Raw genomic sequence first — 10,003 nt, forward strand, 5'->3', positions numbered from 1 at the left:
AAACCCATCCTACATCATGCCGCCCATTCCACCCATACCGCCCATATCAGGCATTGCAGGTGCGTTTTCTTCTGGTTTGTCAGCTACGACTGCTTCTGTTGTTAGGAACATGGCAGCGACTGAACCAGCGTTTTGTAGAGCTGAACGTGTTACTTTGGCAGGGTCAACGATACCAGCGTCGATCATGTTTACCCATTCGCCTGTTGCAGCGTTGAAGCCTGTGCCTACTGCTTCGCGTTTTAGGCGATCTACGATGATTGATCCTTCTAAACCTGCGTTGTGAGCGATTGTGCGTACTGGTTCTTCCATTGCACGTAATACAATGTTGATACCTGTTTGAATATCGCCTTCTTCTTGTAATGCAGCAACTTTGTTGTATACGTTAAGAAGGGCAACACCACCACCAGATACCATACCTTCTTCTACAGCTGCGCGTGTAGAGTTTAGGGCATCTTCAATGCGTAGTTTGCGTTCTTTTAATTCTGTTTCTGTAGCTGCTCCAACTTTTACGACTGCTACGCCACCAGCTAGTTTAGCAAGGCGTTCTTGTAATTTTTCACGGTCGAATTCAGAAGTTGTTTCGTCCATTTGTTTACGGATTTGGTTTACGCGGCCTGCGATTTGGTCGCTTGCGCCAGCACCTTCAACGATTGTTGTGTTTTCTTTTGTTACAACGACTTTAGAAGCACGTCCTAGAGAGTCGATTGTAGCAGATTTAAGATCGCGACCTAGCTCTTCAGTGATTACTTCACCGCCAGTTAGGATAGCGATATCTTCAAGCATTGCTTTACGACGGTCACCGAATCCAGGCGCTTTAACAGCTACTGCATTGAATGTTCCACGTAATTTGTTCACTACTAATGTAGATAATGCTTCGCCTTCTACATCTTCAGCGATAAGAAGTAATGGTTTACCTTGTTGTACAACTTGCTCTAGTACTGGTAATACTTCTTGAATGCTTGCGATTTTTTTGTCAGTGATTAAGATGTAAGGATCATCTAATACTGCTTCCATTTTATCAGTATCTGTTACCATGTAAGCTGAGCTGTATCCACGGTCGAATTGCATACCTTCAACGATATCCATTTCTGTAGTGAATCCTTTAGATTCTTCGATTGTGATAACACCGTCGTTACCTACACGCTCCATAGCTTCAGCGATTAATTGTCCAACTTCTTCGTCAGCAGCAGAGATGGATGCAACTTGTGCAATAGACTCTTTGCCTTCGATTGGTTTAGAGATAGCTTTTAGTTCTTCAACTGCTGTTGCAACCGCTTTTTCGATCCCTTTACGGATACCCATAGGGTTTGCACCAGCTGTAACGTTTTTCAACCCTTCGCGGATCATTGCTTGCGCTAGAACCGTTGCAGTTGTTGTACCGTCACCAGCTACGTCGTTTGTTTTACTTGCTACTTCAGCAACTAGTTTCGCACCCATGTTTTCGAATGCATCTTCTAGTTCGATTTCTTTAGCGATTGTTACACCATCATTTGTAATTAATGGAGAACCGAATTTCTTCTCAAGAACCACGTTACGTCCTTTAGGTCCAAGAGTTACTTTTACTGCATCTGCAAGTGTATCCACACCACGAAGCATCGCGCGGCGAGCGTCTTCACTAAATTTAATATCTTTAGCCATTATTAAGTACCTCCTCTAATAGTTAAAAATCTTTATCTTAAGTATATCGCTGTTGTTTTATTAACCGATCACAGCAAGAATGTCGTTTTCACGTAAAATTAAGTATTCTGTACCTTCGTATTTCACTTCTGTTCCTGCATATTTTGAGAAGATAATAAGGTCGCCTTCTGCAACTTCTAATGCTACACGTTCACCATTTTCTAGTACACGTCCAGTACCAACTGCTACGACTTTACCTTCTTGAGGCTTTTCTTTCGCGCTATCTGGTAGTACGATACCGCTTGCAGTTTTTTCTTCCGTTTCAACAAGCTCGATAATAATTCGATCACCTAGTGGCTTCAACAAGTGAAACAACCTCCTCAATTCATTTGAAAATTATTTTATTAGCACTCGTTAGTCTTGAGTGCTAACACAATTATTATATTAATCAAAACTACTCTTTTTTGCAAGTAAGAACCTTTCAATTTTGCAAAAAAAATACGAACCTCTCCATTCTATACAACTTCTATTTGTTTTATGCACTTCATAAGGATGTACTATTTGAAACCAATGGCGTTTTACGGGTAAAATAAATATTAGTGTAACTTCTTTATGAATAGGAGACTAGCCTTTGAAAAAAGAGTATTGGTTTATCATTATGATTTATATAGCCATGCAATTATCAGCCATCGTTGGCGTTCCTGCCATTCTTTTTCTTGGTAATATGTTAGGATACAGCTTTGATGAGGTTGCTAAAATTGCCCCGCCACTCTGGATTGTCATTAGCTTTACAATCACTCTTCTATTAACTTTGTGGTTTTTACGGAAAGAACGTAAAGAGATGCCAATGAGGAAACAAGCACCATTATCGACTTCTATCGGGTGGGCGATTGCAGGTATTCCGCTAGCATTTATGGCTCAAACCATTGCAGCGAATATTGAATTAATGCTCGGCATTGAGATGGGGTCAGACAATACACAGCAAATTATGTCTTTAATTGAAACGTCTGCTATTGTGATTCTCGTCGTTTCTATTATTGGTCCGATATTAGAAGAGATCATTTTCAGGAAAATCATTTTTGGTTCCTTGCATAAACGATTGAACTTCTTTTTATCAGCACTGATTAGTTCATTAATTTTCTCTCTCGCGCATGGGGAAATTGAGCACTTACTTCTTTATGCAGCGATGGGCTTTACGTTTGCGTTTTTATATGTAAAAACCAATCGTATTCTTGTACCGATCATTGCTCATGTAGCAATGAATACCTTTGTCGTTGTGATTCAATTGAATATGGATAAGCTAGAAAAATATATGACAGACATAGAAACGGTACAAATGATTTTTAGCAGATTAGGATGATGTTGGATGAGAACACCTTTGTTCACAGGGATTATCTCCCTTCTTTTTGGATTTGTATTTATTTACTTTGCGATTATTAATCTTCAAAACGGTGGAGGTTGGGGATTTCTAACGATTTTCATTTTGATTTTTGCCACTTTCGATATTGGTGGTGGGATTAAGTTAATCGCTATGCATTATCGCATGAAAAAGAAAGAGGATAAAAAATAGAGCTGACTCCACTCGGGTCAGCTCCTTTTTTTATGATGGATAGTGTTTTAAGAAGTATACTAATGATTGCAATTCGACCGCCAAATCAATGTGGTGGATGCGAATATGGGAAGGAACAGTTAACCGCGCTGGCGTAAAGTTCAAGATTCCCTTTACATGACTTTTAACGATTCGATCCGTAATTGGTTGGGCAGCATGAGACGGTACAGTCAAAATGACGACTTGAATATGGTGCTCATCAATCAACTTTTCTAGTTCATCTAAATGACGAACAGGTACTTCGCCTATAGACGTGCCAACCCTACTTTCTGAAACATCAAATGCCACTTCAATCTTTGTATTATTATTTTTTAAAAAATTATAATTTAAAAACGCTGTACCTAGATTCCCTACACCAATTAATGCTACCTTTGTCACTTCATCTTGATCGAGTGTCTTACGGAAAAATCCTAATAAGTAATTGACATTATACCCATAACCTTTTTTCCCTAATGCACCGAAATAGGAGAAATCTCGTCGAATTGTTGCAGAATCTACTTTCACCGCTTCACTTAATTCTGCTGAAGAAACTCGCTGTTTTCCTGATGCGTGTAAATTTTTCAAAAAACGATAATACAAAGGCAATCGCTTAGCCGTTGCTTGAGGGATTTTCGTTGATTCATTGGACATAGGCTCCACTCCATTCCATTTACTTAAGCCCTTCTAAAATCACCGTTTTTACCACCGGTTTTCTCTACTAAATATGTTGGTCCTATTACCATGCCTTTATCTACTGCTTTGCACATATCATATACCGTTAAAGCGGTAGCTGTAGCAGCTGTCAACGCTTCCATTTCTACTCCGGTATGTCCGTTTGTTTTCACTGTACAATCAATATGTAACACATACTGAGCCTCTACCTCTTCCCAATTGAAGGATATATCAATTCCGGTTAAGGCAAGGGGATGACACATCGGGATAATATCAGACGTCTTTTTCGCAGCCATAATGCCTGCCACTTGCGCAACCGCAAGCACATCTCCCTTTTTCATCTTGCCATCAGTGATTTTCTGATAGATTTCTTCATTTAGCTCTACACTACTATGAGCAATTGCTGTACGGGCAGTTTGTGGTTTTTCACTTACATCCACCATCTTTGCTCTGCCCTCTTTATTAAAATGTGTAAATTCAGCCATTTATAACACCTCACATAAAAATGATACACTATTTCGATTCATCTGTGTAATGTAGTTTTTATATATTCTATCCAAATCGTGACTTTATTGCCGAACCTCACCTGATTAAGGTACACTATCACTATAACAGAGGTGAAATATAATGATATTATTACAGGTTAATCAGCTTTCGAAAAGTTTTGTGGCTGATCCTATATTGATGAATATAAAGCTTGAAGTCCAAACAAGAGACCGCATTGCATTAGTTGGACGTAATGGTGCGGGCAAATCAACCCTTTTAAAAATTATTGCTGGACATATGTCCTATGACTCCGGTGAAATTATTCAATCGAAAGAAACCAAAATCGGTTATCTTGCACAAAATACCGGACTAGAATCTGAGCTATCGATTTGGGATGAAATGCTTACCGTTTTTGATTATTTGCGGAAACAGGAGAAAGAACTGCGCTTACTAGAAACACAGATGGGCGATGCCACACTCATCGAAAACCGCGAAGCTTACGATAAAATTTTAAAAACCTATGATCAAATGCAAGTCAACTTTAAAGAGCAAGGTGGCTATCAATACGAGGCAGACATTCGTTCTGTACTACATGGCCTTAATTTTCAATCGTTTAGCTATGATACAAAAATTTCTGCATTAAGCGGTGGGCAACGGACGCGACTCGCACTAGCTAAACTATTGTTGACCAAACCTGATTTATTGATTTTAGATGAGCCGACCAACCATTTAGATATTGAAACATTGTCATGGCTGGAGCAGTATCTTAGTGGTTATGATGGTGCTATTTTAATTGTCTCACATGACCGCTATTTCCTAGATAAAGTCGTCAACCAAGTATATGAACTATCACGTAACCATATTAAAAAATACGTTGGTAACTACAGCAAATATCTTGACCAAAAAGCAGCCAATTATGAACGCGACTTGAAATTGTATGAAAAACAACAAGAAGAAATTGCGAAACTAGAAGACTTTGTTCAACGCAACCTTGCCCGTGCTTCGACAACGAAGCGTGCACAAAGCCGACGCAAACAACTTGAGAAGATGGAGCGAATGGATCGTCCCCAAGGGGATGAAAAGTCAGCAACATTCGGCTTTCAAATTGAACGTCAATCAGGCAATGATGTACTAACCACTGACTCTTTAGCAATTGGCTATCAACAAGAAAAGATTAGTGATCATATTTCATTTCGCATGTCTCGGGGCGATTCTATCGCTTTAGTTGGGCCAAATGGGATTGGGAAGTCCACATTATTAAAAACACTGGTGGACAAGCTACCAGCTTTAGATGGTACGTTTCAATATGGATCAAATATCCGCATTGGGTATTACGACCAACAGCAAGCTGATTTGAGTTCAAATAAAACCGTATTAAATGAGCTTTGGGATGATTACCCTCTTATGCCTGAAAAAGATGTACGTACCGTGTTAGGTAACTTCCTCTTCTCAGGAGATGATGTTCTTAAAATTGTCTCTACATTAAGTGGTGGAGAAAAAGCTCGATTAGCATTAGCTAAGTTGATGTTGCAAAAAGCAAATGTCCTTATACTAGATGAGCCGACCAACCATTTAGATCTTGATAGTAAAGAAATTCTTGAAAATGCACTAATTGATTTTCCAGGTACGCTCCTCTTTGTATCTCATGACCGCTATTTTATTAATAGGATTGCCACAAAAGTGATTGAGTTATCAACAAGTGGAGCAACAGAATTTTTAGGGGATTATGATTACTATGTGGATAAAAAAGCGGAGATTGAAGAAATAGAGCTTTTCGAATCAGCAGATGCGCCACAAGAAAGTACCACTAAACCGGAAAAGCAAAGTTACCAACAAGATAAGGAAGCGAAAAAACTAGAAAGACAGCGCAAAAGAAGGCTGACAGAAATTGAGCAATTAATCGAAGAGTTAGAAGCGCAAATTGAAACTTATGATGAACAACTCTGTGACCCTGAAATCTTCCAGGACCACGAGAAAGTCCTCGAGATTACAACTAAAAATGATGCTATAAAAGCACAACTTGAGGAGTTACTTGAAGAATGGAGCGAATTGGGCGATTTAATGTAACTGAACGTGCTGGGGATAATTCACTTATCCCCAGCTTTTCTTTTCATAAGTAAATTGTCCACATTTTTATTCACATTACAAATGAATTAACAATAAGTAAAATAACACTTTTCCACATTATCCACATTTTTTATCATACTTATCAACAAAAACTCTGAAAATTTTAATATTATCCACAATTGCTGTGCTACCTATACTTTACATGATATTGTGAATAACTTTTCTGCTTCACTTCTAAAAACAAAAGACTAGTGAATAGATGTTAACAATTCACTAGTCTTAATTATTATGGTTGAAACTGAATATCTAATCCCGGGTTGGCATTCATACTCATATCTGAGGACACACCTTTTTCAAACATAATAGCCCCCACTGCAGCAATCATCGCTGCGTTATCTGTGCATAAATGTAATGGCGGAATCACCAAGTCTATCTCTTCCTTATTCTTAAACGTTTCTGTTAATGCTTTACGAAGTCCTTTATTTGCTGCAACGCCACCTGCTAATAGTAATTGTTTCACATCATATGCCTCGACTGCTTTTAAGGTCTTGGTTACTAATACCTCAATGACGCTTTCTTGAAAGCTCGCTGCTAAATCCTCTGGTAAGATGGTCTCTCCACGTTGTTCAGCATTATGCACTGTGTTGATAACGGCAGACTTCAATCCACTGAAACTAAAATCAAAGGAGCCTTCTTCTAGCCACGCACGTGGAAGCTTAATTGTCGCTTCTCCTTCATGTGCAAGGCGATCAATATGCGGCCCACCTGGATATGGCATATTTAGAACTCTCGCTACTTTATCATAGGCTTCTCCAGCAGCATCATCCCTTGTTTCGCCAATCACTTCAAAGTCACCATGTTCTTTCATATAAACGAGCTCTGTATGCCCGCCTGAAACGACTAATGCAAGCGCCGGGAAAGTCATTTCTTTAATTAAGCGATTGGCATAAATATGCCCTGCTATATGGTGCACACCGATAAGTGGCTTTTGATGAGCAAAAGCAATCGCCTTCGCTGCATTTACACCGACAAGTAAGGCACCGACTAACCCTGGGCCTTCTGTCACAGCCACAGCATCAATATCGTTCATCGTCATACTCGCTTTATTTAACGCTTCTTCTAATACAATGGTCATTTGTTCTACATGGTGCCTTGAAGCGATTTCTGGCACAACCCCACCGAACCTTTTATGACTTTCAATTTGAGAAGCGACAACATTAGCGATGATCTCTCTACCATTTTTAATGATGGCTACCGCTGTTTCATCACAACTTGTTTCTATCCCTAATATATATTGGTCTTTTTTCATTTTATATTCACCCACATTACTAAAGCATCTTCATGATTATCCGAATAATAATTTTTTCTTATGCCGCCTTCTTGGAATCCTAGCTTGCTATACAATCGTCTTGCTACCATGTTACTGACTCTTACTTCTAGGGTCATTTTAAGTGCACCCATTTCTTTTGCAACGGTCATCAGTTGGACCATTAACGCCTCGCCAAGTTTCTTCCCTCTATGTCTCGGTAGTATCGCTACATTTGTTACATGAGCCTCATCTGTGACCACCCATGCTCCACCGTATCCGATCAATTCTTCTCCATCTTCTAACACCACGTAGACTGAGAATTGGTTCATTGTCATTTCATTATAAAAGGCCTCTCTACTCCAAGGTGAAGAAAAAGATGCCTCTTCTATTTTTATTACTTCATCAATATCATCTTCGGTCATTAACCGAAACGTTAATTTGCTGGTCATTGGGACTTGCTCCCTTTCGTAGCTTCAATCCATTTTGCCTCTGCTTCAGCAAGACGGATGTAATTAGGGACAAAGTTGTGGATATTCACAGCTTCCTTATCTCTACCTAAAATGGCCAATTCAGCAGGACGAGGATTTTGTTCAGTTAATCGTGCGAAAAATGCCCGCTCCCCTAAGTCTGCTTTGATTTGTTCCTTGTGTATGGATAAATCATTACCGACAAATAAAACCGGTTCTTCTCTTTCTAATAAACGTTGCGTCCAATTAACAGTCAACGTTAGATGATCCGAAGTTAGATCTAATAACCGACTCTCTTGAAATTGATATAGGCCGGTATAAATCTGACCTCTTCTCGCATCAAATAACGGTGAGATAACACCGTTAAAATAACTGCCTGCACTCGCTGCCAACACAGCTAAACTGGATACACCGGAAAGAGGTATATTTAACGTCCAAGCTAATGTTTTAGCAATTGTTACACCAATTCTCACACCCGTATATGAACCGGGTCCTTCTGCAACAACAATCTTTTCGAGATCTTGTGGCAATGTATCGCAATCCTTTAAAAGCATTTCTATCGCGGGCATGACGCGAACGGAGTGATTCTTTTTGATATTCGTGATATATTCCCCGATAATTTTATCGTCATCTACTAGAGCGATTCCTAGTGTATAATTTGACGTATCTATAGCTAATATTTTCATTTTACTAACTCCTCACACAGCTTCACATAGCGTTTTCCTTTTGGATGGAGTGCTATTCTTCGTTCTTCATTACCAGTGTAATGAATAGCAATCTTTAACCTTTCTTCTGGCAGTTGCTCTTCTATTAGATGTGCCCATTCCACGACAGTCACACCTTGTCCATGAAAGTACTCATCAAACCCAAGATCTTCTTCGCCATCTTCCACTCGGTAAACATCCATATGGTACAAAGGCAGACGACCATTGTATTCCTTTATAATAGTAAATGTAGGGCTATTCACATTTCGTTCAATACCAAGGCCTAAAGCAAGCCCCTTCGTAAATGTTGTTTTACCTGCCCCTAAGTCACCTTCTAATAAAATGACATCACCTGCAGCTGCTTTTTCTCCGAGCCTTTTAGCAAACGCCATTGTTTCTTCAGTATTTTTTGTATACCACTGGAATTGATCCATTTTATCACCTACATTTGGTCTTTCATTTATTTACAATATTAATGACACATATACATGTAGTTTACATGATTTTTTCATAGACAGCAAAGAACACTTTGATTTGTCGGAACAGTAAATGATAGTTGATTACAAACTATACAAAAAATGAAGATAACAATTATAGAGCCGATAGTCGGGAAGCCTTAAATGAGCGTTCCTGCGCATGGAGTGGTATCGATCGTTTTGAATGTTCCTCCTGTCATGATTAACCTGTCAGTTTTTATGCATGCTAATTTGCATTTGTCTTTTGACAAAAAGAAAACCCGCCAAATGGCGAGTGTAAAGTGATAGTTGTAAACTAATCATTGCAGTTATTAGAAAAGGTTAGAATGCTTTGATTCATTTCTTTCAGACATTCATATGGATTTTGGTAAATAGTGCGTTATCTTACTATCGGGAACATACAAAATTAGTCATGATGTGCTTTTCTACTTAGGCACAAAACAATTCTTTTATTATAGAACCTATATTTAAGAACGTTTTCTACATAAAAAAAACGAAACAAGTTCCCTGTTTCGATATGTTTCACATATAAAATTAAACTGGCGGTCCGGACGGGACTCGAACCCGCGACCTCCTGCGTGACAGGCAGGCATTCTAACCAACTGAACTACCGGACC

11 protein-coding genes and 1 tRNA gene are annotated in these 10,003 nt (G+C 39.1%); 3 read left to right on the forward strand and 9 right to left on the reverse strand.

All coding sequences use genetic code 11. From position 1 onward, the window contains the following. Window positions 1–9: 9 nt before the first annotated feature. Together groL and groES are read right to left on the reverse strand one after the other, a co-directional pair. The gene (groL, locus tag H9655_RS20730; protein ID WP_191817135.1) at window positions 10–1,638 is read right to left on the reverse strand and encodes a chaperonin GroEL; all 1,629 of its coding nucleotides are present in this window, start codon (window positions 1,636–1,638) and stop codon (window positions 10–12) included. A gap of 60 nt (window positions 1,639–1,698) precedes the next feature. Then, a complete protein-coding gene (groES, locus tag H9655_RS20735; RefSeq protein WP_095370804.1) occupies window positions 1,699–1,983 on the reverse strand; it encodes a co-chaperone GroES in 285 nt (94 codons plus the stop codon). Between the two features lie 265 nt (window positions 1,984–2,248). Between groES and H9655_RS20740 the strand changes: the two genes are divergently transcribed. Together H9655_RS20740 and H9655_RS20745 are read left to right on the forward strand one after the other, a co-directional pair. Then, window positions 2,249–2,977, forward strand: coding sequence for a CPBP family intramembrane glutamic endopeptidase (locus H9655_RS20740; RefSeq protein ID WP_191817136.1), 729 nt, complete (start codon window positions 2,249–2,251; stop codon window positions 2,975–2,977). A 6-nt stretch (window positions 2,978–2,983) separates the two neighbouring features. Beyond that, the gene (locus tag H9655_RS20745; protein WP_095370806.1) at window positions 2,984–3,187 is read left to right on the forward strand and encodes a DUF4305 domain-containing protein; all 204 of its coding nucleotides are present in this window, start codon (window positions 2,984–2,986) and stop codon (window positions 3,185–3,187) included. Between the two features lie 30 nt (window positions 3,188–3,217). On the opposite strand, the gene H9655_RS20750 is transcribed toward H9655_RS20745, so the two are convergent. Next, window positions 3,218–3,856, reverse strand: coding sequence for a redox-sensing transcriptional repressor Rex (locus H9655_RS20750; RefSeq protein ID WP_191817137.1), 639 nt, complete (start codon window positions 3,854–3,856; stop codon window positions 3,218–3,220). A gap of 23 nt (window positions 3,857–3,879) precedes the next feature. Then, a complete protein-coding gene (gene moaC, locus H9655_RS20755) occupies window positions 3,880–4,362 on the reverse strand; it encodes a cyclic pyranopterin monophosphate synthase MoaC (RefSeq protein WP_191817138.1) in 483 nt (160 codons plus the stop codon). A gap of 142 nt (window positions 4,363–4,504) precedes the next feature. Between moaC and H9655_RS20760 the strand changes: the two genes are divergently transcribed. Continuing rightward, window positions 4,505–6,430: an ABC-F family ATP-binding cassette domain-containing protein gene (locus H9655_RS20760; RefSeq protein WP_191817139.1), complete on the forward strand. Its 1,926-nt coding sequence runs from the start codon at window positions 4,505–4,507 to the stop codon at window positions 6,428–6,430. 286 nt (window positions 6,431–6,716) lie between these two features. Here H9655_RS20760 and tsaD read toward each other — a convergent pair whose 3' ends face one another. The 5 genes from tsaD to H9655_RS20785 all read right to left on the reverse strand — a co-directional run bounded on the left by tsaD (window position 6,717) and on the right by H9655_RS20785 (window position 10,003). Continuing rightward, on the reverse strand, window positions 6,717–7,739 hold the full coding sequence (tsaD, locus tag H9655_RS20765; protein ID WP_191817140.1) for a tRNA (adenosine(37)-N6)-threonylcarbamoyltransferase complex transferase subunit TsaD: 1,023 nt from the start codon (window positions 7,737–7,739) through the stop codon (window positions 6,717–6,719). Continuing rightward, window positions 7,736–8,188, reverse strand: coding sequence for a ribosomal protein S18-alanine N-acetyltransferase (gene rimI, locus H9655_RS20770; RefSeq protein WP_191817141.1), 453 nt, complete (start codon window positions 8,186–8,188; stop codon window positions 7,736–7,738). The genes tsaD and rimI overlap by 4 nt, the downstream gene beginning before the upstream one ends. Beyond that, window positions 8,185–8,892, reverse strand: coding sequence for a tRNA (adenosine(37)-N6)-threonylcarbamoyltransferase complex dimerization subunit type 1 TsaB (tsaB, locus tag H9655_RS20775; RefSeq protein ID WP_191817142.1), 708 nt, complete (start codon window positions 8,890–8,892; stop codon window positions 8,185–8,187). Before tsaB ends, rimI begins: the two co-directional genes overlap by 4 nt. Further along, complete coding sequence (gene tsaE / locus H9655_RS20780; protein ID WP_191817143.1) at window positions 8,889–9,344, reverse strand: tRNA (adenosine(37)-N6)-threonylcarbamoyltransferase complex ATPase subunit type 1 TsaE; 456 nt, start codon at window positions 9,342–9,344, stop codon at window positions 8,889–8,891. The genes tsaB and tsaE overlap by 4 nt, the downstream gene beginning before the upstream one ends. A gap of 582 nt (window positions 9,345–9,926) precedes the next feature. Beyond that, window positions 9,927–10,003 (reverse strand) — tRNA-Asp (locus H9655_RS20785).

This window comes from Cytobacillus stercorigallinarum (assembly GCF_014836495.1).
Lineage (GTDB): Bacteria > Bacillota > Bacilli > Bacillales > Cytobacillaceae > Cytobacillus > Cytobacillus stercorigallinarum.

What these genes read in the sequence shown, in the direction of transcription:
- groL (WP_191817135.1), bottom strand. Translation starts at nt 1,638, where the DNA reads ATGGCTAAAGATATTAAATTTAGTGAAGACGCTCGCCGCGCGATGCTT.
- H9655_RS20745 (WP_095370806.1), top strand. Translation starts at nt 2,984, where the DNA reads ATGAGAACACCTTTGTTCACAGGGATTATCTCCCTTCTTTTTGGATTT.
- H9655_RS20750 (WP_191817137.1), bottom strand. Translation starts at nt 3,856, where the DNA reads ATGTCCAATGAATCAACGAAAATCCCTCAAGCAACGGCTAAGCGATTG.
- moaC (WP_191817138.1), bottom strand. Translation starts at nt 4,362, where the DNA reads ATGGCTGAATTTACACATTTTAATAAAGAGGGCAGAGCAAAGATGGTG.
- H9655_RS20760 (WP_191817139.1), top strand. Translation starts at nt 4,505, where the DNA reads ATGATATTATTACAGGTTAATCAGCTTTCGAAAAGTTTTGTGGCTGAT.
- tsaD (WP_191817140.1), bottom strand. Translation starts at nt 7,739, where the DNA reads ATGAAAAAAGACCAATATATATTAGGGATAGAAACAAGTTGTGATGAA.
- rimI (WP_191817141.1), bottom strand. Translation starts at nt 8,188, where the DNA reads ATGACCAGCAAATTAACGTTTCGGTTAATGACCGAAGATGATATTGAT.
- tsaB (WP_191817142.1), bottom strand. Translation starts at nt 8,892, where the DNA reads ATGAAAATATTAGCTATAGATACGTCAAATTATACACTAGGAATCGCT.
- tsaE (WP_191817143.1), bottom strand. Translation starts at nt 9,344, where the DNA reads ATGGATCAATTCCAGTGGTATACAAAAAATACTGAAGAAACAATGGCG.